Annotated in this window: 28 protein-coding genes; 7 read left to right on the top strand and 21 right to left on the bottom strand. The window is 62.6% G+C overall.

Translation table 11 applies throughout. The annotated features are described in order from the left end of the window. Window positions 1-7 precede the first annotated feature (7 nt). From ACR30Z_RS15570 to ACR30Z_RS15560, 3 genes are all read right to left on the bottom strand, one after another. Complete coding sequence (locus tag ACR30Z_RS15570; protein WP_434373418.1) at window positions 8-424, bottom strand: hypothetical protein; 417 nt, start codon at window positions 422-424, stop codon at window positions 8-10. A gap of 175 nt (window positions 425-599) precedes the next feature. Then, window positions 600-1,418, bottom strand: a complete 819-nt coding sequence (locus ACR30Z_RS15565; protein ID WP_434373417.1) for an aspartate dehydrogenase domain-containing protein — start codon at window positions 1,416-1,418, stop codon at window positions 600-602. A gap of 75 nt (window positions 1,419-1,493) precedes the next feature. Continuing rightward, window positions 1,494-2,072 carry a MarR family winged helix-turn-helix transcriptional regulator gene (locus tag ACR30Z_RS15560; protein WP_244296604.1) on the bottom strand — a complete coding sequence of 193 codons (579 nt, stop codon included), beginning with the start codon at window positions 2,070-2,072 and terminating at the stop codon, window positions 1,494-1,496. Window positions 2,073-2,291: 219 nt separating this feature from the next. Between ACR30Z_RS15560 and ACR30Z_RS15555 the strand changes: the two genes are divergently transcribed. Then, a complete protein-coding gene (locus ACR30Z_RS15555) occupies window positions 2,292-2,816 on the top strand; it encodes a cupin domain-containing protein (protein ID WP_144649267.1) in 525 nt (174 codons plus the stop codon). Window positions 2,817-2,948: 132 nt separating this feature from the next. Here ACR30Z_RS15555 and ACR30Z_RS15550 read toward each other — a convergent pair whose 3' ends face one another. From ACR30Z_RS15550 to ACR30Z_RS15485, 14 genes are read right to left on the bottom strand one after another with little or no spacing between them, the layout of a single operon-like run. Beyond that, entirely contained in the window at window positions 2,949-4,058 is a 1,110-nt protein-coding gene (locus ACR30Z_RS15550) for a Rieske 2Fe-2S domain-containing protein (RefSeq protein ID WP_434373416.1), read from the bottom strand. Between the two features lie 3 nt (window positions 4,059-4,061). Continuing rightward, a complete protein-coding gene (locus tag ACR30Z_RS15545) occupies window positions 4,062-4,283 on the bottom strand; it encodes a recombinase-like helix-turn-helix domain-containing protein (RefSeq protein WP_434373415.1) in 222 nt (73 codons plus the stop codon). Further along, window positions 4,276-4,818 carry an alpha/beta fold hydrolase gene (locus tag ACR30Z_RS15540; protein ID WP_434373414.1) on the bottom strand — a complete coding sequence of 181 codons (543 nt, stop codon included), beginning with the start codon at window positions 4,816-4,818 and terminating at the stop codon, window positions 4,276-4,278. Before ACR30Z_RS15540 ends, ACR30Z_RS15545 begins: the two co-directional genes overlap by 8 nt. Next, window positions 4,819-6,528, bottom strand: coding sequence for a thiamine pyrophosphate-binding protein (locus ACR30Z_RS15535; protein ID WP_434373412.1), 1,710 nt, complete (start codon window positions 6,526-6,528; stop codon window positions 4,819-4,821). It abuts the gene before it with no gap. Between the two features lie 31 nt (window positions 6,529-6,559). Beyond that, window positions 6,560-7,396 (bottom strand): SDR family oxidoreductase, encoded by an 837-nt coding sequence (locus ACR30Z_RS15530; protein ID WP_434373411.1) that lies wholly within the window; start codon window positions 7,394-7,396, stop codon window positions 6,560-6,562. 50 nt (window positions 7,397-7,446) lie between these two features. After that, window positions 7,447-8,190: an SDR family oxidoreductase gene (locus tag ACR30Z_RS15525; RefSeq protein ID WP_434373409.1), complete on the bottom strand. Its 744-nt coding sequence runs from the start codon at window positions 8,188-8,190 to the stop codon at window positions 7,447-7,449. Continuing rightward, window positions 8,187-9,032, bottom strand: coding sequence for an alpha/beta fold hydrolase (locus ACR30Z_RS15520; protein ID WP_434373407.1), 846 nt, complete (start codon window positions 9,030-9,032; stop codon window positions 8,187-8,189). The genes ACR30Z_RS15525 and ACR30Z_RS15520 overlap by 4 nt, the downstream gene beginning before the upstream one ends. Then, window positions 9,016-10,002, bottom strand: a complete 987-nt coding sequence (locus tag ACR30Z_RS15515; RefSeq protein ID WP_144649274.1) for a VOC family protein — start codon at window positions 10,000-10,002, stop codon at window positions 9,016-9,018. The genes ACR30Z_RS15520 and ACR30Z_RS15515 overlap by 17 nt, the downstream gene beginning before the upstream one ends. Window positions 10,003-10,042: 40 nt before the next feature. After that, on the bottom strand, window positions 10,043-11,005 hold the full coding sequence (locus ACR30Z_RS15510) for a PDR/VanB family oxidoreductase (RefSeq protein WP_434373405.1): 963 nt from the start codon (window positions 11,003-11,005) through the stop codon (window positions 10,043-10,045). Between the two features lie 11 nt (window positions 11,006-11,016). Beyond that, window positions 11,017-12,615 carry an aldehyde dehydrogenase gene (locus ACR30Z_RS15505; protein ID WP_434373404.1) on the bottom strand — a complete coding sequence of 533 codons (1,599 nt, stop codon included), beginning with the start codon at window positions 12,613-12,615 and terminating at the stop codon, window positions 11,017-11,019. Window positions 12,616-12,672: 57 nt separating this feature from the next. Beyond that, window positions 12,673-13,446, bottom strand: coding sequence for an ABC transporter ATP-binding protein (locus tag ACR30Z_RS15500; protein ID WP_144649277.1), 774 nt, complete (start codon window positions 13,444-13,446; stop codon window positions 12,673-12,675). Next, window positions 13,439-14,305 carry an ABC transporter permease gene (locus tag ACR30Z_RS15495; RefSeq protein ID WP_434373402.1) on the bottom strand — a complete coding sequence of 289 codons (867 nt, stop codon included), beginning with the start codon at window positions 14,303-14,305 and terminating at the stop codon, window positions 13,439-13,441. The genes ACR30Z_RS15500 and ACR30Z_RS15495 overlap by 8 nt, the downstream gene beginning before the upstream one ends. Next, window positions 14,302-15,093 (bottom strand): ABC transporter permease, encoded by a 792-nt coding sequence (locus ACR30Z_RS15490; protein ID WP_434373400.1) that lies wholly within the window; start codon window positions 15,091-15,093, stop codon window positions 14,302-14,304. The genes ACR30Z_RS15495 and ACR30Z_RS15490 overlap by 4 nt, the downstream gene beginning before the upstream one ends. Beyond that, complete coding sequence (locus ACR30Z_RS15485) at window positions 15,090-16,016, bottom strand: ABC transporter substrate-binding protein (protein WP_434373398.1); 927 nt, start codon at window positions 16,014-16,016, stop codon at window positions 15,090-15,092. Before ACR30Z_RS15485 ends, ACR30Z_RS15490 begins: the two co-directional genes overlap by 4 nt. A 393-nt stretch (window positions 16,017-16,409) precedes the next feature. Between ACR30Z_RS15485 and ACR30Z_RS15480 the strand changes: the two genes are divergently transcribed. After that, window positions 16,410-16,721: an MFS transporter gene (locus ACR30Z_RS15480; protein ID WP_434373396.1), complete on the top strand. Its 312-nt coding sequence runs from the start codon at window positions 16,410-16,412 to the stop codon at window positions 16,719-16,721. A 209-nt stretch (window positions 16,722-16,930) separates the two neighbouring features. On the opposite strand, the gene ACR30Z_RS15475 is transcribed toward ACR30Z_RS15480, so the two are convergent. Then, window positions 16,931-17,095, bottom strand: a complete 165-nt coding sequence (locus tag ACR30Z_RS15475) for a hypothetical protein (RefSeq protein WP_434373394.1) — start codon at window positions 17,093-17,095, stop codon at window positions 16,931-16,933. Here ACR30Z_RS15475 and ACR30Z_RS15470 point away from each other — a divergent pair. Together ACR30Z_RS15470 and ACR30Z_RS15465 are read left to right on the top strand one after the other, a co-directional pair. After that, window positions 17,082-17,351, top strand: coding sequence for a hypothetical protein (locus ACR30Z_RS15470; RefSeq protein ID WP_434373393.1), 270 nt, complete (start codon window positions 17,082-17,084; stop codon window positions 17,349-17,351). The genes ACR30Z_RS15475 and ACR30Z_RS15470 overlap by 14 nt on opposite strands. A 238-nt stretch (window positions 17,352-17,589) precedes the next feature. After that, window positions 17,590-17,901, top strand: a complete 312-nt coding sequence (locus ACR30Z_RS15465; protein ID WP_434373612.1) for a DUF3040 domain-containing protein — start codon at window positions 17,590-17,592, stop codon at window positions 17,899-17,901. Between the two features lie 60 nt (window positions 17,902-17,961). On the opposite strand, the gene ACR30Z_RS15460 is transcribed toward ACR30Z_RS15465, so the two are convergent. From ACR30Z_RS15460 to ACR30Z_RS15450, 3 genes are all read right to left on the bottom strand, one after another. Continuing rightward, window positions 17,962-18,384, bottom strand: coding sequence for a hypothetical protein (locus ACR30Z_RS15460; protein WP_434373392.1), 423 nt, complete (start codon window positions 18,382-18,384; stop codon window positions 17,962-17,964). 91 nt (window positions 18,385-18,475) lie between these two features. Continuing rightward, window positions 18,476-19,126, bottom strand: coding sequence for a CG0192-related protein (locus ACR30Z_RS15455; RefSeq protein WP_434373391.1), 651 nt, complete (start codon window positions 19,124-19,126; stop codon window positions 18,476-18,478). A gap of 30 nt (window positions 19,127-19,156) precedes the next feature. Next, window positions 19,157-19,792 (bottom strand): TetR/AcrR family transcriptional regulator, encoded by a 636-nt coding sequence (locus ACR30Z_RS15450; protein ID WP_434373390.1) that lies wholly within the window; start codon window positions 19,790-19,792, stop codon window positions 19,157-19,159. Between the two features lie 84 nt (window positions 19,793-19,876). Here ACR30Z_RS15450 and ACR30Z_RS15445 point away from each other — a divergent pair, with 84 nt between their 5' ends. The 3 genes from ACR30Z_RS15445 to ACR30Z_RS15435 all read left to right on the top strand — a co-directional run bounded on the left by ACR30Z_RS15445 (window position 19,877) and on the right by ACR30Z_RS15435 (window position 23,097). After that, window positions 19,877-20,935, top strand: a complete 1,059-nt coding sequence (locus tag ACR30Z_RS15445) for an agmatine deiminase family protein (protein WP_144649285.1) — start codon at window positions 19,877-19,879, stop codon at window positions 20,933-20,935. After that, entirely contained in the window at window positions 20,935-22,653 is a 1,719-nt protein-coding gene (locus tag ACR30Z_RS15440) for an amidase (protein ID WP_144649286.1), read from the top strand. Before ACR30Z_RS15445 ends, ACR30Z_RS15440 begins: the two co-directional genes overlap by 1 nt. A gap of 102 nt (window positions 22,654-22,755) precedes the next feature. Then, window positions 22,756-23,097 carry a hypothetical protein gene (locus tag ACR30Z_RS15435; protein ID WP_144649287.1) on the top strand — a complete coding sequence of 114 codons (342 nt, stop codon included), beginning with the start codon at window positions 22,756-22,758 and terminating at the stop codon, window positions 23,095-23,097. The last annotated feature ends 143 nt before the right edge of the window (window positions 23,098-23,240 follow it).

Genomic DNA, 23,240 nt, shown 5'->3' with positions numbered 1-23,240 from the left:
CCGGGACCTACACCCGGCTGCGGTCCCAGCTGACCACCACGCGGGCGGCGCCTTCTTCGGTCCGCTCGACGTTGGTGACGATCTGCGATTCCTTGGCGCCCATCTTCCGGATCTGCTGCCGGTATTCCTCCAGGTGCTCTTGCAAGGACTCCTCGGTCCACTCGCCGGGCCGCATCCTGGTGGAAATCTCTACGGGTTCTTCGGGGACCAGGATTTCCTTGGGCTGCTCCAACGGCGATGGCGAAGGTTCCGGCGTCGAGGCCTGCGGAAACAGCATCCTGAAAGCAAAAACTCCACCCGCCACACCAGCGACAAGTCCCGCGGCCACAAGCCACAATGCCCGTCCCGGACGCCGCTTGCCAACGGCAATGGGCTCGGTTCCTGACTTCTGGTGAATCAGCTTCCTGGCGTTTCTTTGTGCCATGTGAGTTCAGCTTTCCAATCGGCGTTCGGTAGTCCGTGCTCGTGGGGCGTGAAAGGCCCGCCAGTCCATCGTAAGCAGGCTTAGCACTCGCCGTCGATGTCGCCATCCAATACTGGCCTGGGGGCAAGCGCTCCTTGGCTTCAGCAGCAGCGGCCTTGGGCAGAAGAGGCGTGCGCTAGACCAGCCCGCCACGCTCTCCAATGGCAGCCTCCAAGGATCGAAGCACTGCGAATGGAACTATCGCGCTGGTCCGGGGATTGTCCGGGCTGGGATTGTTCCGCATTTCGAATCGATACTCTCCGCTGGGACCGTTCGCTTCGATGATGTGGGTGGTCAGCGCCGCGGCCGGGTCCGCGGTGAGCCGCACCTGGACGTTGTCCCAATTCCCTACGGCCTCAGCCACCGCCGCGGCCACATTCAGTGAGCGGGGGAAAAGTCGCGCCGCTTCCTGCGCCGAGCCAAGGAACACTTCCAGGGGCTCTCCCGTGGCGCGGATTCGTTGTGCTTCGGCTTGGTCCATCCATGGTTGGATCAGGGTCTCGGGAAGCTTGGTTGTCGAGACCAGGACGGAATCATAGTCCGCCTCCCGTGCTCCCGCGCCAAGGATGTCCAGCCCGCCTACTGCGCCGGAAGTCATGAATAAGCGCCCAGGGCCGCTTGCGTGCAATCGCTCCGCCAGGGGCTGGTCGGCCAGGGCGCCAATGGATGTCATCAGGAAGTCAACGCCGGCGCTAAGAATCTTCTCGGCATATTCGGACACCGCCGCCTGTCCGGCACATTCCACTATCAAGTCGCAGCGCTCCAAGGCCATCTCCAAGGTCAAGGTGGTTCCAGGGCGTTCGACGGCGGAATGTGCCTTCGTGGGGTCGCTGCGGCCGATGATCCCCACCAGTTCGGCGCCATGGACCTTGCCGGCGGCGATGTCCTCTGCAACGCGGGCGCCAATGGCGCCGTAGCCAATAATTCCAATGCGATGGGATGTTGCTGCTGTCATTCCTGTATCGCTTTCCGGCGTCAGCGCTGACACCTGTTGGGGAGTTCCGGAAGCCAGCTGTCGCTGCTGGTTTGCCTAGCTGGGATCCATGGTGGACGGACGGTCCGATGGTGCCTCGAGGTTGGTCAGTGCGGGATTTCCGGACTCGAATTCGTCGATGGATGCGGATACTTTTCGAAGGAGGGTGCTCAGTTGGTTGACTTCTTTTGAGCTGAGCCCCTCCAGCATTTGGCGCTGAGTGGCAAGGTGTTCCGCGAAGATCGAATCGATCACTTCCTTGCCGTGGGACGTCAGCTGCGCGTAAACCACGCGGCGGTCTGTGCGGGTCCGCACGCGCTCAATGAGGTTCTGTTCCTCCATGCGGTCAAGCCTGAAAGTGATGCCGCCAGTGGTCAGCATGGAGGAACTGGCCAGCTCGCCGGCGGTCTTCCGGTGCGGTTCGCCTGAGCGGCGCAGGTTGGCAAGGACGTCAAACGAGGCAAGCGTAAGGCCGTACTTCTCAAAGACTGAATTTTCGATCACGCGTTGCTTGATAATGATGCGGGCCAGGCGTCCGAAGACTCCGATGGTTCCGGCGTCGAGTTCCGGCCTCTCCCGTGCCCAGTCCTCAAGAATGCTGTCCACTGCGTCGCTGATATCTGCCTGCTTGCCCATACTTGTCCGCTCTCATGTCCGTGTGCCCTTTATCCACATAACTTAGCACTGACCTTCTCAGTCTAAGAAAGGTTGATAGGAAGAATCTTTCAGGGCAGCGCAGGGCCTTGTCACTCGGTTCTAATTATCTTAAGGTTGAGATAACTAAATCTGAGGAGATAGTTGCGCGTGTCATTGAAGACAATGACACCAAGGCAGTAGTAACGAGAGAGGTCCATCATGAGTGAAGCTGTTGAAACCCGGGAAACCACCCCCGAACTTGAAGAGATGATTGATGCATCCATCGCTTCGCGGGAGACCCGCCAGGTCGATTTCGACACCCTCAAGTTCCAGACGAAAATGGGCGACAAATTCCGTCGCGGCCAGGTTCGCTATATCGGTTCGGGTGCCACCGGTGATCACTCCGGAGACACCAACGTGCTCCCGCCCGATCACTTCACCTTTTCCAACATGGTCCTTCCGGCCGGCTGTGTTGGCCCGGAACACACCCACCCGGATGTCGAGGAAGTGTTCTTCGTTCTTGAGGGACGCGTCGAATTCAGCGTCCACGACGTCGAGGACGGCACTAAAAAGGCGAGCCGTACTCTTGGCTACCGCGACCTTATCCGCGTGCCGGCAGGAGTGCCGCGCAGCCTGCGTACTGTGAGCGATGAGGACGCCCTGATTTGCGTCATCATAGGCTCGAAGAAGCCGGAGATTCCGTTCTACCCTCCGACCTCTGAGATGCACGGCGTGACCCGCTGACCATATGACCCACCGGACGCCCGGATCCGCCTAAATGGCTGGATCCGGGCGTTTCCCGTTGGTGCATGCACCCAAGGACGGGTCCCTGGCATGCCAGGGACCCGTCCTCACCCAAGCGCCTCCCGGGGGAAGTTACAGGGCCTCGAGCTTGGCGGCCTGCTCCCGCGCATCAGCCTGATAGATCCTTCTGATCCTGGCTACGCCAAGATCATGCTGGTAAAGGTTCTCTTCCCGATCGGCGTCAGCGGCCAAGGCCTCCAGGACTTCACGATCCTGTTCCAAGACAACCCAGTGCTTTTCCTCGAGTGTGGCCTTGTACATGAATCGCCACACATCCCGCTCCCAGCCGGAAACGCGTCGCGTACGCCAGTGGAAGACCGCCGATGTCTGCTGGTCAATCGGTGTGGACATGCCGACGATGCCGAAGACGCCGCCAGGTCCGGCCGACTCTGCGTATGGAATCTCCAGGTCCACGTAGTCCATGCCTTCGCGGCAGAACTCCACCCAGTCGAAATTGACTCCGCGCTGGTCCGTTTTCTCGAAGAAGAAGCCTCGGTCCGTTTCGCGGATGCGGAAACGTGCGCTCGTGTCGCCGCCGGACATCGAATGGGATTCCCTATGGAGGAAAGCGCCGTGCATCGGGTCCAGGACGTTGTCCATGTAGAAGCGCCATGGTCCCTTCCATTCGGCATAGTTGGAAAACCAAGAGACCTCGGGATCCGCCAATCGGTCGGGGAGCTTGAATTCCGGTACTTCGGAATCTTCGGTGAGGGGCATGAAAGCAAAGACCATGTCAGCGGCCTCCACAACAGCAAGCGAGACGGTGGCGGTCTTGCCCTCAAGAGCGCAACCAGGCATCCCCGGGACGGAAACAACTTTGCCGGACCCATCCACCTGTACACCGTGGTACTTGCAGGCCACACGGTCTCCCAAATGCTGGCCCACGGAAAGTGGAGCACTTCGATGAGGGCATCGGTCCTCGAGCATGCGGACCCGCCCCAAGGCGTCACGGAACAGCAGCCAATCGACGTTCAGGCGTTTCACCTTGACCATGGCTCCCGTGCCCACAAATCTGGAAGGGATAATGGGGTACCAGCGATCCCGCAGGCCCGTCGAAGCCAGTTCGGCGGCGTCCATTTGGTGGCGGACGCCCACTGCGTATTTCTTCTTCCCAAGTGGTCGCGACGCCGGGGTGGGGACGGTGCCCGGATGTTCGGTGGTGGCGGATGTTGTCATTGTCATGTCCTACTCTCCTAGTCGTCGCATCTCGGCAAGAAACCGGGCTTCATCCCAAGGTGCGCCATCCGGGGCGTGGAGGCCCAGGTCGTTGAGGCCGGCGATCACTCCCGTGAGGTGGTGGGTGCCCCGGCTGAAGATTTCGGCCAGGGCCCCTGACAGCTTCTTTTCGTAGGGGCTGACCGGATTGCCCAGCCGCGACTGAGCCGGTTCAAGATACAGTTCAGGCATTTCCATCTTCTTCGGGTCGGGTGAAGGCATGGAGTCCTTCAGCTATGTTGATAAATGATGTGGCCCACTCGTTGAAAGAATGCGGCCGGCTGCGGTGCGCTGGCACCTCGCAGTTGTCGATGATCACGAAGACTCCGTCCTTGATTCCTCCGGCCACGCTTTGCGGCTTGGAAATGTCAGTGTCGAACGTGGGGGCGGCGGCGATGACCAACGTGGGCGCCTGTACGTCCCCCAAGAGCTCCTGATATCCAGGGAGGGCAGGGTCCACCTCCGGATCTCCCAGAATGAGGCTCTTCACCAGGGCGGGCCGCCGTGCACCCAGAGCGATGGCTTCGAACGCGGCCACACCCGTGGCTATGAGATGGACGGGGGTGCTTTGTGCCTCCATGTCGGCGGACGCAGTTGACGCAGCCCATTCCTGGATATCCTCCGAATTATGCAGGCACACCACTGAATGTCGGGTTGCCGAGGGCTCCGAGGACGGCCCTGTTGTTCCAGTTGCCCTGTCCAGCTCGCTGAACTCCAGGATCTCCATCTACGCCTCCCTGCCAGCAGTTGCAGGTATGTGGACCGGCGGAACAAAGGGACCTGGTTGCGGGTTCAGGCTGGTGACATCTATTTCGATGACGGCCGGCCCACGGACTTCGATGGCTTGCTCCAAGGCGGCGTCAAAGCTTCCAGACCCCCGCACGCGCCAAAACGGTAAGTTCAGTGACCGGGACAAAAGCTGGAAATCGGGTGTGCAGAGATCCACGCCCGCGCGTGCAAAGCCGTTCGCCTCCTGCAGGTTACGGAGAACCCCATATCCGCCGTCGTTGAAGACCATGACCACGCACCATGCGTCTGTACCAGCCAGTGTGGCGAGTTCGCCGAGGTGAACGGCCAGGCCGCCGTCGCCAACTATGACTGCCGTGGGAACCTCCGGCCGCGCGCAGGAGGCGCCAATCCCCATGGCCAAGCCTTGGCCTATGCCGCCGCCTACCGGAAAGATGTTGGTTTCCCGAGAGAAGACAGGGAAAAGCCGGTTTCCCCACTGGCTCGAGGGAATGGTGACGTCCCGGGCAATGACCGATTCGCGGGGAAGCCGCCGGCGCAGGCTCTCGGAGATTTCGGCGTAGCCGCCGATGTATTGAGTGAGCTTGTTACGGACAGCTGCCCGCGTTTCACGGACTCTGGCGGTCCAACCTCCGGCTGGGGACACTGCATGCCTCTTCGCAGCGTTTGCCGAAGACGCTTCCACTTGGCTGTTGATGTGTTCAAGGACGGTCCGTGCATCACCCAGCAGCCCAACATCGGCGGGGTAGGCACGTCCGATCGCGTCGGCGTCGACGTCGATTTGGAGGTGGGGCGTGGGCAAGGCGAGGTGATAATGCTTGGTTTCGTTGGAACGGAAGTGCGTTCCAACGCTGATCAGGAGATCCGCGTCCGACAGGAGTGCGGCGACCTCCGGAGTCGAGGCGAAGTTGCCGATCACCAAGGGATGGTCTTCCGGGATGACTCCGCGGCCGGAGTTGCTGGTCAGCAATCCGGCACCCAAGGACTCAACCAAGGTGCGCAACGCCCCGCCCGCCCCTGCCGCTCCACCCCCGGCCCAGATCAGCGGGCGTTCCGCCTTGGCTATGAGCGCGACGGCCTGTGCAATGGCGGCCTGGTCGACCCCCGGGGGCTGATGGGCGGTGACATCGATGGCCCGCTGTTCGTCCGGATGTGCCAGATACTGAAGGTCGATAGGCCACTCGATACTCGACGGGGTGTGGGGGAGGGCCTGCAAATGCGCGACGGCCTCCTCAAGATCCGCCTCGGCATCCTTGCAGTTGAAAATGGTGCGGGCGTAGCCTGACACTGCGTCCAACATCTGCAGTTGTCGGGGAACCTCGTGGATCACCCCGCGGTTCCCGCCAAGGAACTCGCTGTCAATCTGGCCCGTGATGTGCAGGACGCGGCTTCCAGCGGTCAGCGCCTCCACCATCGAACCAGCGGCGTTGCCCGCCCCGGTTCCAGTGCTGGTCAGGGCCACGCCGAACTTTCCCGTCGCACGTGAGTAGGCGTCCGCCGCGTTGACGGCGGCGGCCTCGTGGCGCATGGGGACGAACCGGAGTTCCCTGTCGACGGCCTCCACCAACGGGAGATTGTGGATGCTGATGACGCCGAAGGCGGTGTCGATGCCGTGCCGACGCATCACCCGTACCAGGACATCCCCGCCCGTTGGACCCTTGGGAGCCTCGTTTGATTCTTGCTGTGCCATCGATTCTCTTTCGTTGCTTGAATGGTGTTGGTCAGACGTACCTGTTGACTCCGCCGCCGACTTCGACGGTTGTTCCAGTGGTGTAGCCGCTCAGGGGTGAGAGCAGCGTGACGATGTGAAAGGCGACTTCCTCCGCCGTGCCGAACCGTCCCAAGCCGATCCCCCTGTCCTTAGCGATTTCCGCGCTCCATTCCGCATAACCAAGGTCCGTGACAGCCTTCTCAAATCGCCGTCGCCACTGTCCTGTGTCAATGAGACCGAGCAATACCGAGTTCACCCGGATTCCGTCCGGCGCAAGGTCCTCGGCGATGGAATGCGTCAGGTTGAGCAGGCCTGCCCTTGCCGCTGACGTAGCGGCAAGGCGGAGTTCGGGCTGCCGGGACAGGATCGCGTTCACGTTCACTATGGAGGTGGTGGCCGGTGTGGCATACGACGACGGCGGGTGGCGGGTTTCCGGGGTGGCCGCGGCTTGCGCGAGGGCATTCCGGGCCGATCTGATGATGTTCCATGCGCCAAAGATCTTGAGCTCGAACTCTTCGCGGAACTGGTCGTCGGTGGTGGTGTCCAGCGTGGCCATCAGTGAGCGGCCGGCGTTGCACACCAGTCCGTCCACGCCGCCGAACCGCTGGAGTGTTTGGTCGATGAAACCGTCAGTGGCGCTCCGGTCGGTGACGTCGCACGACGCGAGAAGGATGGAGTCGGGGTCTGCCCAGGAGAACTCCTCGAATGCGTCGGCCAGCCGCTCGGAGTCCCGTGCGCACGCCGCCACGCGTGCTCCTTCACCAAGAAGGTACCGGGCCGTGGCCAGGCCTACGCCTGAGCTGGCACCTGTCACCACCACTGTCCGGTCTTTCAACTGCAGGTCCATGTACGGTTCTCCTTCTATTGGGGTTCAACTTCGTGGGGGGATGGTGTGGATTAGTGGCCCATGACGAAACCGCCATCCACGATGATGTTTTGGCCGGTGACAAAAGCTGCGGCATCGGAGATGAGGAACTCCACGACTCCCGCGACATCAGCAGGGGTCGGCTCACGCTGCAGTACGCGGTGGTCTTCGTACAGCTGGAACCTGGACGCTGGGACGGCTTCCGTGGCCTCCACCCGGGTCAGGCCGGGCGCTACGGCGTTAACCCTGATGCCAGCGGGGCCGGCGTCACGAGCCATGGTGCGGGTCATGGACAGGACTGCGCCCTTTGATCCCACGTAGTGCACCAGTCGGGGAGAGCCGTACAAAGCGGCATCCGAGGCGATATTCACGATGGAACCACTGCCTTTTACCGCCAACTGTGGGTAGAAGTGCTTGCTCATGAGCCAGGTCCCAAAAGCGTTCACGTTCATGACACGTTGGAAGAAGGCATCGTCGAGTTCCCAGAACGCGTCCCCACCCACGCCGTCGGCGAGTGCGGCGTTATTGACCAGAGCGTCAGCGCCCCCGAGTTTCTCCACGGCCCTGGCCAGATCAGACACGGAGGAGCTGTCTGCGATGTCGGTGATCTTGGCTGTTGCCTTGAGGCCCTGCGAACGCAGGGTATCCAGCGCTGATTCGGCCAACTCAGGATTCTTCTCGGCCAGCACGACGTGGTCACCGTTCGAGGCAAGCCGTTCTGCGATGCTGAACCCAAGGCCGCGGCCCGAGCCGCTGACCACCACGAGCCGGCTCATGCCCGGTCCGCCCAGAAACCAAGCATTGCCTCAGCCATAGGTCCAGGTTGTTCCTGCAGCGCGGCGTGCCCCGCGTCCTCGAGGATCTCGAAGGCGGCGCCGGGGATGAGTTTCGCCACGAACCGGGACTCTTCAACTCCGGTGACGAAGTCATCCCGGCCCACAACCACCAGGGACGGAACTTTCAACGCAGTCAGCATCACGGCGTTGTTGGTCCGGGCCATCATGCGTGCGGCCGCGGAGTAGCCCGGCAGGCGGACGGCGGCCATGCCACTGCGAACCGCCTCGGCGACGGTTATCGGCGTCACCGGCGAGACAAGCCTGCGGAAACGCCGGGCGGCAAACGCCACGGAACCCACTTCGCCCAATTCACTGATCCGCTTGAGCATCCGGTCGGCGGATTCCCTTGTGAGGCAGGATCCGCGGGTGCTGCTTGCCAGTACAAGTGAGCTCACCAATTCCGGATACCGAGCCGCGAGCTGGGTGCCGATGACCCCGCCCCACGAGGTGCCGAAGACGTGCACAGGACCGGTTTCAAGCTCATTGAGCAACGCGGCAGCCACATCAACGTGGTCCTCGTGGATGGAGGCATCTGTGGACTTGCCGTATCCCGGGGCATCCCAGGAAATCGTCCGGTAGCCGTGGGCGGTCAGTAGTTCCGCCAGCGGGGCACACGAGTCAGCGTTGCCGCCGATTCCGTGCATCATCAACACCGGTGTCCCGGATCCGCGCAGGTCAACCGAAACACCCTTGGAGGACATCCAACGGACGGCAGGTTCCGTTTCCGGAAGGGATGCTTGCGGGAGCATCGCAGTCTCGGAGGCGTTAGCGGGCTTCAGCATGGACGGCCTCCGCGTTCAAGAAGTAGCCCTCGGACCTCGGCTGCACCAGCTCCCGGTAGCCGGGGTCCGCCACGCCGGCCATGGCGCTTCGGACGGACGCCGTGGGCGGTCCAGCCGTTCCCCACTGATCGGACAACTCCGGAGTGCGCTTCCATGTGCGGCAGAGCCAGCTGTCCTCGTCCACTTGGGCAACCTCGGATGTGTATTCGCACACAAGGTTGTTGGGGTCTGTGAAGTAGGAAAACGTGTTGTCGCCCGGCCCGTGCCGGCCCGGACCCCATTGCGGCGCGATGCCGTGAGATTTGAGGCTGCCGATGCCTCGCATGAAGTGATCAATGCTCTGCATCTCGTATGCCACGTGGTTGACGGAAGTCCAGGGTGCTTGGTTGAACGCAATGACGTGGTGCTCGGCGTTGCAACGGAGGAAGGCCATCTGGTGCTCCGACCAGTCGGAGATGCGCATGCCGAGTACCTGGGTGTAGAAGTCAGTGGCACGATCGATGTCTACGGTGTTGAGCACCACATGGGCGATCTTCCGGGGTAAGGCGCGCCGGCCGGCCGGCTCCTGGGACACCACGGCATGGACATTGGCGGAGAGTTCCACCAATCGCCCCTCTGGGTCCACCAGCTGTAATCCGTAACCACCGGCAGCATCATCCAACGGCCCGGGCTCGCGGAAGAGCGGAATTCCCAAGGCCGCGAGTTTCACGGCGGCCCTGTCCACGTCCTGCGGCGTGGAGAGGGCGAACGAGACTGAACCCAGTCCGTTCCGTTCTGCTTGCTCCAGGCGAAGGATGTGGTGGTCTGCTCCTGTTCCCCGCAGCCAAAACTTGTTGCCGTCTTCCTCGACGGTGGAGAGGCCCCAGACTTCATGGTAGAAGTCCTTGGCGGCCCCAGTGTGGGGGACTTTGAGGGAAACCGATCGGAGGGATCGGAGTTTGCATACGGGTTCAGCGGCGAAAAATACCATGGCAACCTTCCAGCTTTGGGTGGGATGGGACGAACGTGGATCAGAGATTCAGGACCAGTTCCCGCGACCTGCAGCGGGAGACGCAGACGAACATGGACTTGTTTTCTGCCTGTTCGGCAGGGCTGAGGAGGAAGTCCCGGTGGTCCACGTCTCCTTCCACCACACCCACTTCGCAGGTACCGCAAATGCCCTCGGTGCAGGAACTTGGAACGTTGATTCCGGCTTGGTTCAGGGCGTCCAGTACCGAAATGTCGGGCCCCACCGCTATCCGTTGACCGTTGCTGAGGCAGACCACCTCAAAACTGGTGGTCTCCTCAGCCGGCGGTGCCGCCGGCACCGGAGCCTTGAACCTCTCGAGCCGCAGTTGGGCGGGATCTGACATTGCGGCTTCCACTGCTTTCATCAGCGGCTCGGGACCGCAAACATAGACCAGGGAGTCTTCACCAAGGGACCCTATGGCGCCGGCAATATCGGGAAAATTGCCGTTGGCTTCGTCATCGGCATGGATCGTCACGCGCTCCTGGGGCATCGCTGAGATCTCGCCAAGAAATGCCATGGTGGCCTTGGACCGGCCCGTGTACAGGAGCGACCAATCGGCCCCGTCTTTTTCGAGTTGCCTGGCCATGGCGATGATGGGCGTGATCCCTACGCCGCCGGCCACCAGCACGTAGCTGCCGGCTTCCTCCAGGGAGAAGTTGGTTCGCGGACCTTCCACGTCCAACAAGGAACCGACGGGTAGGTCATCGTGGACAAACTTGCTTCCTCCCCGGGAATCGGGAGTGCGAAGCACAGCCACCGTCCAGGACGCCGAGCTCCCGGGATCAGAGCACAGGGAGTACTCGCGGGTGAGCCCGTTGGGCAGCCGGAGACTCAAGTGCGCGCCGGGAACCCACCCCGGAAGGGGAGCGCCCGAAGGATCAGTCAAGGTCAGGCTGGTGACGCCATCGGCCTCCCAGCTCTTCTGGTGGACGCGCAGGGTGCGGACTGTGGGACTGCTGGTCACGGGAATGCCTTTCATGGTTGCTCGACGACGGTCTGGCGGCCTGCCCACCCCAAGGGGTTGCCCGACAGGTCCAGATAGATACTCTTTTGCCGCATGTAGGATCGGATGCCCTCACGGCCCTTTTCGATGCCCAGACCGCTTTCCTTGGTGCCGCTGAAAGGCGTGGAGATGCTGAACTGCTTATAGGTGTTCACCCACACCGTTCCGGCTTGGATCGCTTTGGCTGTGCGCCATGCGCGTCGATAGTCACTGGTCCAGATTCCGCAGGCAAGGCCGAACACGGTGTCGTTGGCCTCCCTGACAAGGCTCGACTCGTCGTCGAACGGCAGGACGACAGCAACAGGCCCAAAGATCTCTTCCTGGCAAATAGCGGCGGAATTCTGGACTCCGCTGAGGATGGTGGGGAGGTAGTACGCTCCCGCCTCCAAGTCCGGATCCTCGGGAGGCCCGCCGCCGCACAGCACCGTCGCCCCATCTCGGCGGGCGGTGTCCACCATGGCTGCCACGCTGTCCCTGTGCGCGTGGGTGATCATGGGGCCCACTTGGGTTGCGGGGTCAGTTCCCGGCCCCACTCTGAGGTTCCGGGCCCCCTCTACCAGCCTCCCCACGACTTCTTCGAAGATCGAACGCTGAATGAAGACCCTGGAACCCGCAATGCAGCTCTGGCCGGACGACGAGAAGATGCCGTACAGGATGCCTGCCACCGCTTGGTCAAGATCAGCGTCGGGGAACACGATGGTGGGGGACTTGCCTCCAAGTTCCAGGGTGATGGGCATGATCTTCTCCGCGGCAACACGGCCAAGGGTCCGTCCCGTGGAAGTACCTCCCGTAAATGAAATCTTGCCCACCTGAGGGTGGCGGGCCAAAGTTTCTCCCACCGTCCTTCCCGGACCGGGCAGCACGGAGAGCAGTCCAGGCGGCAGGCCGGCGTCGTCACAAATTCGAGCCAGCAGCAACGAGACCCAAGGGGCCCACACCGGGGGTTTGATGACCACAGCGTTACCGGCGGCGAGTGCTGGTGCGACCTTTTGGGCGTCACTGGCAATGGGCGAGTTCCACGGGGTGATGGCACCCACTACCCCTACGGGTTCGTACGTGGAAACACTGAGGTAATTGCCGCGTGAGGGAGTCAGCGCCTCCTCCAAGGTTTCCAATGCAGCTGCCGTATAGCGGAAAGTTCCTGCTGCGCTCAATGCCAAGGCGCGGGTTTCCGAGAGAGTCTTTCCGGTGTCCAGAGTCTGCAGTTCAGCGATCTTGTCAGCGTTGGCGACGATTGCGTCGCTGATCCGGTACAGGACGGATGCGCGTTCGTGGGGGAACCGGCGGGCCCAGCCGCTGCGGTGGACAGCCTCGATGCCTGCCTGAACCGCCTGGTGGACGTCCTCGACAACGGCGCCGTGCAAGGTGGCGAAGCACAATCCCGTCGCGGGGTCGATGGACTCGATCACGTGCCCGGTTCCCCGCCGCCAGATGCCTCCGACATAGATTTCATCAGGAGTCTCCGGATCCGGGTGATTGCTTGATGCCGCCTTGGGGAGGACGTCGTACGCCAACGCCTGGCTGGGACCGGCTGGCCCGTTCAGGGGTTCGGTGAGGCTCTCAGGGTTCATGGTCGAATTCCGTCCGTTAAAAATGCTGGGCAATGGGTAGTCACGTCGTCGCGCCGTTCAGTGGCTGCGCAGAAGGGAGGTGACATGGGCGCGGAGCTCCACAAAACGAGGGTCCTGTTTGGTGCTGATCTGGTTCCTTGGCCTGGGCAGGTCCACTTCCACTGTTTCGGCCACAACGCTCGGGGGAGCTGAAAGAGCGATGACGTGGTCCGCCAGGTAGATGCTTTCGTCGATGTCGTGGGTGACCACCAAAACCGTGACCCCCAATGTGGCGTGGATATCCAGAAGAAGGTCTTCCAGGTCGGCCCGCGTTTGGGCATCCACCGAGGCATAGGGCTCATCCATCAGCAGGAGCTTGGGATGGGAAGCGAGGGCCCGGGCTATGGCCGCCCGCTGTTGCATGCCTCCGGACATCTGCCAGGGGTAGAGTTTTTCCTTGCCCTTCAGGCCGACAGCATCGATCGCTTCCTGAACCCTCTGCCGCCGCTCGTCTGCGGAGATGTGCCGCAACGGAAACCCGATGTTCCTGTCCACGCGCATCCAAGGGAACAAGGACCGTGAATAGTCCTGAAACACCATGGCGAGCCCCTCGGGTACGCCTCTAACGGGCGCGCCGTTGAATGTGACCGATCCCTGGGTGGGAAAGTCCAAGCCGCTGATGATGCGCAGCAGCGTGGACTTTCCGCAGCCCGATGGGCCCACAATGACACTGACCTTGCCTTGCGGAATGCTGGCGGTGATGCTCTTAACCGCAAGGTTCTTTCCGTAGGACTTGGACACGGACTGCAACTCAAGTTCAATCGCTTGTTCGGTGCTTGTTGCACTAGTCATGTTGTTGTGTCGCTCCTCGGTGCCAGGCGAGGACCCGGCGTTCGGCAATGTGGAATAGGAAGTTGAGAGTCACGCCCAGGAAACCCAGGACGATCAGGATGGCCCAGAAATTGGTGTAGTCGAACGTTCGCTGGGTGGTCACCAGCAGATAGCCCAGCCCGTTCTTGGACTTCTGCAACTCTGAAATGATCATGATGATCAGGGACAGCGACAGGGACGTCCGGAGTCCAGCGAAGATCTTGGGCGACGCCCCTGGCAGGATGACGTGGAACAGGACATCGAACGGGCGGATCTTGAAAACCGTCGCGGCTTGCAGCCGCTGGTGGCCGATCGAGTTCACTCCGTCGATCGTGTTGAACAGGATTGGCCAGACGACACCGAACGCGATCAGGAAGATCTTTGGGGCGTCGCCGGTGCCGAACAGCAAGAAGAAGACTCCCAGCAATGCCGGGCTGGGGAGCGAACGGCCAAGATGGATGAGTGGCTGGAAGAGCGCGGCCGCCACAGGCAGGGAACCAAGTGCGATGCCTGCCGCCACCCCCGCAGCGGTAGCAAGGCCCAGACCTGCCATTGCCCGGCCGAGGCTCGGCAACAGATGCTCGTACGTTGCTTTGCCCAAGAAGAAAGTGGAGGGATCGGTGCTGAGGAAGTCTTGTCCGATGCGAAGCACCGCCTTCAACGGATTCGCAATGAACAGTCCGGTAGTGGGGCTGGCGGACAATGCCCACCAAACTCCCACGAGGATTGCCGGTACCAGCAATCGCAGGAGCAACCTTTTGCCGTTGAAACCCTTCTTTGGCGCCCGGGGCACGGTGCCGGCCGCAGCTTCTTTGCCCCGAGCCTTATAGAGCGTGCTCACTGTGCCAAGCCTTTCTTCCAGTTGAATGCTGTGCGATCCAGCAGGGCAAAGGCGGCGTTGATCAGGACGCCGAGGACTCCTGCGATGATGGTGGCGGCGTAGACGCCGTCCAGGTTCCCGGCGTTGGTGCTGGCAAGCAAAATGTATCCACCGATTCCCTGTCCGCTGCCGATCAACAGCTCTGCGCTGACGGTCACGATCAAACCGATCGACGCCGCCACCCGCACTCCGGTGAACGCGAACGGCAGCGCGCTGACCAACCTGATTTGCATCAGCAAACCGAGCGGACGGACACCCAGCGTCCGGGCTGTAGCCACCGCCGTTGGGTCGGTACCCCGAACTCCGTACAGCGTGTTGAGGAGGATGGGCCAAATACTGGACAAAGCCACCGTGATGGCGATGGGTGCCACACCGGCGCCAAGCAGCAACACGAGAATGGGGCCGACTGCGATTGAAGGAAGGGTCCGGAAGGTTTCCACAGGGTATTCGAACGCCACGAAGACGGCTGGGAAAGCGCCCATGAGGCCGCCCACCAGGATGCCGGCGATGGCCGCGACGCCAAGTCCCAGAAGCCATTCGCCGATGGTGGTGAACACCTGATTCAGGAAAACGGTGTTTCCCAGAAGCTCTGCTGCCTGAGCCATGACCCTGGTGGGAACCGGCAGTCCGGGCTTGGATACTGCCCCGCTCCGGATCAGCAGTTCCCACATCGCCAGCACGCCCAGGGTTCCTGCGACGCCCAGGACAATGGTCTTGTTCTGGCTCAGGGGGTCGCGCAGGAGCCTCACGGCTTTCCCGGGGCGGAGTAGGTGGACTTGCCGGCGTCGAATTGCTGGATGATGCCTTGCTTAATCAGGATGTCAGCCACGGACTGGACCTTCTCCACGCTCATTCCCGCTTCGAAGCGGGGAAGGGCCATGGTGTTGGCCACCTCCGCCGGAACTTTGGATACGCTCGGGAGCCAAGTCCGGAACTCGGCCTCCTTGCCCGAAATGTCGTTGCCGGCAGCGTAGACGGCACTGACGAATGCCTCGGTTGTATCCGGGTTGTCTTTGACGAAGTTGTTGTTCGCTATGAAGGTGGAGATGGGGAGCCCGGCGTTGGGTCCGCTGGAGAGGTCGACGATGCGTCGAAGGCCGGCTTTTTCAGCGGCCGAAGCAAAAGGTTCAGGCAAATAGCCGGCCTCTATGGAGCCGGCCTGAACTCCGGCGATCATCTCGTTGAAGGGAACTTCAACCCACGAAGGCTCTACCGTGACACCTTCTGCGGCCACGAGGTTCCGGAAAGTCACATCCCCGATGGTGTTGGTGGTGTTGATCCCGATCGTCTTGCCGTTGAGGTCTTGGATGGCCTTGACGGGCGAGTCCGCTTTGACAAACACGCCCAGCGAATTCGGTCCGAGACTGCTGGTCAGGGCCACTGTTGTGACGGGTGCGCCGCCCTGCACTGCAATAGCTGAGGAAACCGTGTTGGAAAAGCTGAAGTCCAACTGACCGGACACGGCCTGCTGGATACCGATGGGCCCACCCTGAATGGGTGTCAGCGTGACGTCCAGGCCGGCTTTGTCAAAGTATCCGTGGTCTTCGGCCCAGTAGACGGCGGCATAGTCTGCCAGCGGAAGCACGCCGACGTTCAAGCTGGTTTTTTCCAGTTTCCCGTCGATGGTGCCATTGCCCTGGCCGGCTGGTTGGCCGCAAGCAGTGAGGGTCATGCCCAGGGCGCTTACAAGTGCAAGCGATGCAAGGAGAGTCTTCCGCATCCGTGTAATTCCTGTCGCGTCGAGGTTGGCCAAGCACAACCTGAACCTATTGAAAGTGACTTGGCTTGAATTTAGTCAGTATCAATTGTCTTAGTACTAAGATCTTTTGACTTGAATGATTCTTGCGGATTATGTGACGGAGGTCAACAGTTTTCTTTGCTGAGTGGGCGAGCCGGTTCCAGCGGTCGAAAGCAGGCGCCGGACCTCTTAAGTGCGCTGAGGGCCCGTTTCGTGTCGCCGATAAGGGGACGTTTTGTCTGTGACGCTGATGGTTGAGGGAGGTACTGCCGGACCCTGTAACAAGGGGCTCTCCCACGTGCGTCTGAACAGGTGTGTCCTTGACAGGTGACCTCAACCCGCGTTCCCCCGACCCGGGCGACTCCCGCTCCCAGCAACGCAAGCCGGACTGCTCTCGCTGTCTCCACACTCGGCTTCTTCGTTATTACCCTCGACGCCCTGATCGTGAACGTTGCACTGGCCACGATCGGCGACCAGCTGGGCGGCGGCACGGCAGGGCAGCAATGGATCGTGGATGGTTACACGCTCATGTTCGCGTCCCTGCTGCTCTTCGCCGGCAACCTGTCCGATCGGATCGGTGCAAAGCGTGCCTTCACCTTCGGAGTGGTGTCGTTCGTCCTGGCCTCGGCGGCCTGCTGACCACCATCGACTGGCGGCTGGTCTTCCTGATCAATGTTCCGGTGGGTGCAGTTGCCGTGGCCTTGCTGATGAAAGTTCCCGTTTCGCCGGTCAGGCCCGCTACGTTCGACTGGCTGGGTCAAATCGCCGCGCTCGCGGGTGTGGGGGCGCTCATCTTTGGGCTGATCGAGGGTGGAGTGCTTGGGTTCGGGGCGGCGCAGGTGTTGGCGTCACTGGCCGTTGCTGTCCTGGCCCTCGCGGTTTTCCTTCTGGCGCAGGCCCGGGGACGCAGCCCGATGATGCCCTTGGACCTCTTCCAGTCTCCAGGTCTTCGGATTGCCCTTTCGGTGGGGGTTCAGCTTCATGGTTGGCTGGTACGGCATGGTTTTTGTCATCAGCCTTTTCCTCCAGCAACATTTGGGGCTGTCTCCTCTGGTGGCAGGTTTGGTGGCGATGCTTTTGGCCGCTCCCGCAGGCTCCCTGGTGATGGTCAGCCTTTTGCTGATTCCCATCGGCGTGGCCGTCTTCGGTGCCTCGTTGGCCGGTCCAGCGGGATTCGTGCCCGGCCTCCAGGCCAGCCTGCTGATCGCGGCACTACTGCTCTTGTCGACGGCGGTTGCGAGCGTTTTCATCCGCCGGATCCAGAACTAGCCCACTCATCCAAGGAGACCTCATGGCACCCACCGAGACCGCACGCCGGACCCTCAACGCGCTCCGGATACTCAACGACACCGTTCCGGCCAGCCAGGCGTTGTAGGAGTATCACCGTAAGAACCAGTAGCAAGAAGGCTGGAACGGGAAGATAATGAAGGCATAGCACGGCAAACAACGCCCGTGCTGGTGGCCTGGGCGTCGCCGCTACGTTCGCGGCCCTGCTCGTGTGGTGAGGATGATTCCGGTGTCGCTGTCGGATGAAGAACGCAGGAGCTTGGAAGAGCTGGAGCGGGATCTCGCTGCAACGGATCCCGACCTCGCCTTTGAGCTGAAGTCCGGCCGCCCCCGAGGTGCTCTGGCACGTACCGTTCTTGGCACTCTGGCCGTTCTGGCCGGCTTCGTCATGGTCATCGTCGGGATTATTACCCAGCTGGTGGTCCTGGGCGTGGTGGGGTTCCTGATGGCCAGTGCGGGGGCCTACTGGCTCTTCGCCGGAACCTCGCTCAGGAGAAGGGTTCAGCGGCACGACGACGGACCGGCGCCTTAGGGGCGCCGGTACCTTGGCCAAGCCCGGGCTTAAAGGCCCGGGACTCTAAGGGTCCAGGCTTTAGGGAACCGGAGGAACCGGCGGCTGGACCGGTGCTTCCGGCTGTTTGACCGGCTCAGGTTCGCCCGGGGGCACCATCATCCGCCACGCCAGCACGGCACCTGCCCCCACCGCGGCAGCGGCCAGGGCGATCAACAAACCGCCGCGGCGCGGGCTGCGCTGGCTTGTCCTTCGCCGGAGGGCCTTGGTTGTCCTCTTGACTGCTTGCGCAGCAGTGCGCTGAGCCTTCTTCGCGGTCCGCTTGTTGCCGGTCAGCGTGAGCATGACTCCGTGCACCACGGTTGGGACATCGGCATGGTTGATCCGGGACAAAGCCCACTTCACCACGGCGTCCGTTTGCGACGATTTGCCCTCTGCCGCGTGCGTTACCCATTCGCGGGCAAGGTCTTGCGCGGCCGGAATGATGTTCTGAGGTTTGTTCATAGTGCACCCCTAACGGAGTAGATGGCTTCGCTTGCCAGCCTACGCCCGGAGTCCCTGCAGCCAACAGATACCCGGGCGTTGCTGACTGTGGTCAGTCCCGGATTACCGCGGCGAGCTCCACCGGGCTTTCCAGTCCGGCCCATGTGCCGTTGAGGGTCAGCTCGCCGTGAAGTTCCGGGGCGGCTGCCGTGTTGGACGACGAATCTGCAGCTACATCCACCACCCGTGCCACCTTCAACCGAAGCTCACCGGCATCAATGATCGTCACGCCACTACCCGAGACCGGCGCCGAGGCACTCAAGGCGGGGACGCCGACGTCGAGCGTTCCGCTGCCCTTCACGGTGACGGTGCTGGGGCGGGGCTCGGGCTCGCCGTCGACGAACTGCTCGGCCTCTTTCTGGCCGGTAAGGATGGCAGCGGTCAGGGCCTTGACGTAGATGGGGTCGGCGCAGGCGTCGTAAACGAAGCGCTTGCCCAGGACGGAGTGATCCATGGTGCCGATGAGCCACTCCTCGGCACCGGCCAGTTCGAAGCCACGGTAGCTCAGCGGAACCTGGTAAATGCGCTCGCCGGCGGCGACGATGTGGGTTTCGAGTCCTACCTCTCCGGCCGGATCATCAAAGCGGTAGGCGCCGATGAGCTCCGGTGCGCCTTCCTGGATGAACCAGGGCTGCTTCGGGAGGTAGTCAGCGATGAGTTCGAGCTTGGACGGGGACAGGGTTGCCTTGTGGATGATCGCCATTGCTCCAGCCTAGGGCAGGGTGCGGTGCCCTTACGCGCTTGGCTTGGGCGTGAGGGAACCCCTCGCCGCGCCGACCATGCCCTCCACTGCGCGGGCAAGGTGGGTGCCGCGATCATTGACGCCGTCCCAACGGACCAAGGCCTGCGCGTTGAGGCCGTCCACCATGCCGAGGATCTGCCAGGCGACGGCAGCGGCATCGGAAACGTTGAACGCACCGGTCGCGTTGCCGTCCTCCACGACTCCCTGAAAGACCTTCTGCCACGCATCCATTTGCTCGCGGACGGAGGCGGCGAGGGTCTCATTGCGGCGCCCCAAGGTCCAGGCTTCCACCCAGATTGCCGTGACGTCGAGCCGGCTGTTGTCCAGGAGGGTGTCCACCAGCAGGCCGAGCCGTTCCGACGGTCCTGGGCGCTGGCTCAGCAGGCCTGCGACTTCCTGGGTTTCCGCGGCCACGATGGTTGCGAATGTGCTGGAGACGAGTGCATCCATATTGGGCTGATAGTGCGCCACCAGGCCTGAAGCGACGCCCACGCGGGCGGCAACATTGCGCAGCGTCAGTGCCGTGAGCCCGGCCTCGAGAGCGAGTTCGCGGGCGGCTTCGGTGATTTCTGCGGCGCGTTCTGCCGGTGACTTCCGGAGTGCGCGCTTCTGTGGAGTGCTTGACATCAAGGACCAGTCTAGATTACCTTTTCAGCATTGTTGATCGTGTGATCAACAAGAGGATTTGCACTAAAGACGAAGGAGTCACCCATGGCTTGGAGAATGCCGGCCGAAACCGCACCGCATGAGCGCACCTGGATGGCGTTTCCCCGCACCGGCCTGACCCTCGGCGACGACGCCGCCTCGGCCGAAGAGGCCTACGCGGCCTGGACCGCCGTCGCCCAAGCGGTGGCCGAATTTGAACCGGTGACCATGGTGGTGGACCCCAGCGAGCGCGAGCGCGCAGCCCACATGCTGGGCAGCGGCATCGAACAGCTCGAGGCGCCATTGGATGAATTCTGGATGCGCGACGTCGGACCCACCTTCGTGCTGGACGACGACCGTCCCGGCGTGCTTGGCGCTGTGGACTGGATCTTCAACGGCTGGGGTGCCCCGGCGTGGTCCGAATGGCAGAAGAGCGCCGGAATGGCACGCTTCGTCGCCGCGAACTCCGGCGCGGAACTGGTCAGCTCGCTGCTGGTCAACGAGGGCGGCGCCATCCACGTGGACGGCGAAGGAACTGTGCTGATCACCGAAACCGTGCAGCTGGATCCGGGCCGGAACCCCTACGCCAACAAGGCAGCGGTTGAAGCCGAACTGGCCCGCACCATCGGATCCACCAAGGTCATTTGGGTACCTCGCGGACTGACCCGCGACTACGAGGACTTGGGCACGCGGGGCCACATCGACATGGTGGCCACCCTGCCCACTCCCGGCCGTATCCTGCTGCATTCCCAGACGAACCCCGAGCACCCGGACTATGACGTCAGCCGCACCCTCCAGGCCTTCCTGGAAACGCAGACGGACGCGGCGGGCAAGCCGTTCGAGATTGTGCCGCTGCCCGCACCGGAAACGCTGCGCGACGACGACGGCTTCGTGGACTGGAGCTACGTCAACCACCTAGTGGTCAATGGCGGAGTGATCGCCTGCGGCTACGGCGAAGAACGTGCCGACTCGCTCGCCGCTGAGATTCTTGCCGAGGCCTATCCTGGCCGCCGCGTCGTCACTGTTGACGCCCGGCCAATCCTGGCCCGCGGGGGCGGGATCCACTGCATCACCCAGCAGCAGCCGCGTCTTAGCGGAACACAGGTCGCTGGAGGTGCAGCGTAATGGCTCCATTCGACGTCGTTGAGGCCTCTATCCTGCAACTGCGCCAGGCGCTGGAAACAGGGAAGGCTACCAGCGAGGAGCTCACCCAGGCGTACCTCGACCGGATCGAGGCCTACGACCACAACGGCATCAAGCTCAACGCATTGGTGGTCATGAATCCCGATGCGTTGGCCGATGCCCGGGCCTCGGACGAACGCCGGGCGCAGGGCGCGGTGCTCGGACCGCTGGACGGCATTCCATACACAGCCAAGGACAGCTACCTGGCCAAGGGCCTCACCGCCGCAGCCGGTTCGCCGGCCTTTGAACATTTGGTGGCACAGCGCGACGCATTCACCATCGAACGACTCCGCGATGCCGGGGCCGTGCTGATCGGCCTGACCAACATGCCACCGATGGCGAATGGTGGCATGCAACGCGGGGTCTACGGACGCGCCGAAAGCCCCTACAACGCAGACTTCCTGACGGCCGCATTCGGTTCCGGTTCCTCCAACGGCTCCGGCACCGCGACGGCTGCCAGTTTCGGGGCCTTCGGCCTTGGTGAGGAGACCTGGTCAAGTGGCCGCGCACCGGCGTCGAACAATGCTCTGTGCGCGTACACGCCTTCGCGCGGCGTCATCTCGGTGCGCGGCAACTGGCCACTGGTGCCCACCATGGACGTCGTGGTTCCGCACACTCGAACCATGGCCGACATGCTGGAATTGCTGGACGTGATCGTGGCCGACGACGCCGAGTCCCGCGGTGACTTCTGGCGTGCGCAGCCCTGGGTTCAGATCCCGAAGTCCTCCGAGGTCCGGCCGGAGTCATACCTGGCGCTTGCCGTGGAAGACGCCGACGGCGGGCGGCTGGCATTGCGGGGCAAACGCTTCGGAGTGCCGCGCATGTACATCAACGCGGATCCGGACGCCGGTTCCAGTGAGCAGCCCGGCATCGGTGGCCCTACCGGGCAGCGTATCGAGACGCGGGCTTCCGTGATGGAACTGTGGGAAGCCGCGAAGCGCGACCTTGAAGCTGCCGGGGCCGAGGTTGTGCTGGTGGACTTCCCCGTGGTTTCCAACTATGAAGGCGACCGACCGGGCACACCTACCATCGCCACCCGCGGCCTGGTCAGTTCCGCATACCTCAAGCGTGAGATCGAGGACCTCTCGGCCTGGGCGTGGGACGACTTCCTGCGCGCCAACGGTGATCCCGCCCTCAGCAGGCTCGCCGATGTGGACGGCGCGGCGATCTTCCCGCACCCGAAAGGCGCCCTGGCGGACCGTTACACCGGCTTCGACGACCACATCTCCGGTTATCCCCGGCAGGTCCGCGACTACGGCGTCTCCCGCTTCACCGAGATCCCTGAGTTGGAAGGCGGAGTGCGCGGGCTGGAAGAGACCCGGCGCGTTGACTTGGAGGACTGGATGGACGGGCTCGGACTGGACGCGGTCCTGTTCCCGGCAGCCGCCGACGTCGGACCTGCCGACATGGACGTCAACCCGGCCTCCGCGGACCTCGGCTGGCGTAACGGCGTGTGGGTAGCCAACGGCAACCTCGTCCCCAGGCATCTTGGCATCCCCACTGTCACCGTGCCGATGGGAACGATGGCAGACATTGGCATGCCCGTGGGGCTCACCTTCGCCGGTCGGGCCTACGATGACGCTGCACTCCTGACGCTGGCCGCAGCCTTCGAAGCCACGGGTTCACGGCGGACGGTGCCACCCCGGACTCCGGCGCTCTAGCGGCTTAGGCGGTGGCTTCGGCAGCGGGGCAAGCCGGGCCTAATGCGGGACCGGGGCCCTGCACTGATTACAATCAGAGGGACGTCGACCACTGAGGGAATCATGAAGAAACTCACCACTGTCCTGATCGCTGCCGGGCTGCTTGTCTCGGCTTCCGCTTGTTCTGCTCAGCAGCAGCTGACCACCAAGGAAACCTGCGACCGCGTGGGCGTCGCCGCCGCCGGCATTCCCCAGAGCCCAAGCCAGACCGCCACCATCCGTGCGGCCAACGCCATCCGGCCCATCGAGCCAGTGGCCTCCACAGAGATGAAGCCGGTTGTCACCGCCATCTTGGAATTCCTGGACGAGCAGGCCAAGGAAACCCCGGATGAAGCCAAGCTGGGCGAGCTCAATGCAGCCTTCCAGGAAGCCGGCGCCAAGTACGGCGAGCTCTGCCGCGGCTAATGACGCCCGCGGCCTAGTTGTAGTGTCCCGGCAGGTTGGTGACACGGGATTGATGTGACGCAATAAGAGGACCTCCGGGTGTTGTGTGGTGCTTGTCGAGAGCAGTTACACAATCCAGGAGGTCCTCGTGTCCCACTCTAACG

It is taken from the genome of Paenarthrobacter sp. FR1 (assembly GCF_051106045.1).
Lineage (GTDB): Bacteria > Actinomycetota > Actinomycetes > Actinomycetales > Micrococcaceae > Arthrobacter > Arthrobacter nitroguajacolicus_A.
Note: the sequence above shows the minus strand (reverse complement) of the source record. Positions and strands in the feature narration are given on the sequence as shown.

Coding starts and splice junctions, on each gene's coding strand:
- ACR30Z_RS15540 (WP_434373414.1), bottom strand. CDS start 4,818: ATGGAGATCCTGGAGTTCAGCGAGCTGGACAGGGCAACTGGAACAACA.
- ACR30Z_RS15530 (WP_434373411.1), bottom strand. CDS start 7,396: ATGGACCTGCAGTTGAAAGACCGGACAGTGGTGGTGACAGGTGCCAGC.
- ACR30Z_RS15515 (WP_144649274.1), bottom strand. CDS start 10,002: ATGGTATTTTTCGCCGCTGAACCCGTATGCAAACTCCGATCCCTCCGA.
- ACR30Z_RS15505 (WP_434373404.1), bottom strand. CDS start 12,615: ATGAACCCTGAGAGCCTCACCGAACCCCTGAACGGGCCAGCCGGTCCC.
- ACR30Z_RS15535 (WP_434373412.1), bottom strand. CDS start 6,528: ATGGCACAGCAAGAATCAAACGAGGCTCCCAAGGGTCCAACGGGCGGG.
- ACR30Z_RS15470 (WP_434373393.1), top strand. CDS start 17,082: ATGGTTTTTGTCATCAGCCTTTTCCTCCAGCAACATTTGGGGCTGTCT.
- ACR30Z_RS15560 (WP_244296604.1), bottom strand. CDS start 2,072: ATGGGCAAGCAGGCAGATATCAGCGACGCAGTGGACAGCATTCTTGAG.
- ACR30Z_RS15485 (WP_434373398.1), bottom strand. CDS start 16,016: ATGACCCTCACTGCTTGCGGCCAACCAGCCGGCCAGGGCAATGGCACC.
- ACR30Z_RS15565 (WP_434373417.1), bottom strand. CDS start 1,418: ATGACAGCAGCAACATCCCATCGCATTGGAATTATTGGCTACGGCGCC.
- ACR30Z_RS15545 (WP_434373415.1), bottom strand. CDS start 4,283: ATGCCTGAACTGTATCTTGAACCGGCTCAGTCGCGGCTGGGCAATCCG.
- ACR30Z_RS15435 (WP_144649287.1), top strand. CDS start 22,756: ATGAAGAAACTCACCACTGTCCTGATCGCTGCCGGGCTGCTTGTCTCG.
- ACR30Z_RS15465 (WP_434373612.1), top strand. CDS start 17,590: ATGATTCCGGTGTCGCTGTCGGATGAAGAACGCAGGAGCTTGGAAGAG.
- ACR30Z_RS15460 (WP_434373392.1), bottom strand. CDS start 18,384: ATGAACAAACCTCAGAACATCATTCCGGCCGCGCAAGACCTTGCCCGC.
- ACR30Z_RS15475 (WP_434373394.1), bottom strand. CDS start 17,095: ATGACAAAAACCATGCCGTACCAGCCAACCATGAAGCTGAACCCCCAC.
- ACR30Z_RS15500 (WP_144649277.1), bottom strand. CDS start 13,446: ATGACTAGTGCAACAAGCACCGAACAAGCGATTGAACTTGAGTTGCAG.
- ACR30Z_RS15440 (WP_144649286.1), top strand. CDS start 20,935: ATGGCTCCATTCGACGTCGTTGAGGCCTCTATCCTGCAACTGCGCCAG.
- ACR30Z_RS15555 (WP_144649267.1), top strand. CDS start 2,292: ATGAGTGAAGCTGTTGAAACCCGGGAAACCACCCCCGAACTTGAAGAG.
- ACR30Z_RS15570 (WP_434373418.1), bottom strand. CDS start 424: ATGGCACAAAGAAACGCCAGGAAGCTGATTCACCAGAAGTCAGGAACC.
- ACR30Z_RS15525 (WP_434373409.1), bottom strand. CDS start 8,190: ATGAGCCGGCTCGTGGTGGTCAGCGGCTCGGGCCGCGGCCTTGGGTTC.
- ACR30Z_RS15550 (WP_434373416.1), bottom strand. CDS start 4,058: ATGACAATGACAACATCCGCCACCACCGAACATCCGGGCACCGTCCCC.
- ACR30Z_RS15450 (WP_434373390.1), bottom strand. CDS start 19,792: ATGTCAAGCACTCCACAGAAGCGCGCACTCCGGAAGTCACCGGCAGAA.
- ACR30Z_RS15520 (WP_434373407.1), bottom strand. CDS start 9,032: ATGCTGAAGCCCGCTAACGCCTCCGAGACTGCGATGCTCCCGCAAGCA.
- ACR30Z_RS15455 (WP_434373391.1), bottom strand. CDS start 19,126: ATGGCGATCATCCACAAGGCAACCCTGTCCCCGTCCAAGCTCGAACTC.
- ACR30Z_RS15445 (WP_144649285.1), top strand. CDS start 19,877: ATGGCTTGGAGAATGCCGGCCGAAACCGCACCGCATGAGCGCACCTGG.